The sequence below is a fragment of the Bacillus cereus group sp. N21 genome (genome assembly GCF_016483395.1).
Classification (GTDB): Bacteria; Bacillota; Bacilli; order Bacillales; family Bacillaceae_G; genus Bacillus_A; species Bacillus_A pseudomycoides.
The window spans coordinates 1-259 of record NZ_JAEHBX010000369.1; the positions used below are offsets into that span (position 1 = coordinate 1).

A 259-nucleotide genomic window follows, 5' to 3' on the forward strand; every position below is an offset into this window, starting at 1 on the left:
CTTATTATTGATGTGAGTGAAATGCATCGCATTACTGTTAATACAAATAAATTAACAGTAACAATTGAAGCTGGTGCAAATCTTGGCACGGTTTATAAAGAGCTTTGGAATTATGGTGTTACAATACCGGCTGGTACAAGTGCAAGTGTTGGAATTGTTGGATTAACACTTGGTGGTGGTATCGGTATGCTTTCACGCTTATTTGGATTAACATGTGATCAATTAGTAGAAGTTGAAATGGTACAAGCATGCGGTAAAT

Annotated in this window: 1 protein-coding gene; it reads left to right on the top strand. The window is 36.3% G+C overall.

Annotated elements, in window-relative coordinates; all coding sequences use genetic code 11:
* Positions 1 to 259: FAD-binding oxidoreductase (locus JDS96_RS31225; protein WP_199669169.1), on the top strand; the 259-nt coding region annotated here is incomplete at both ends.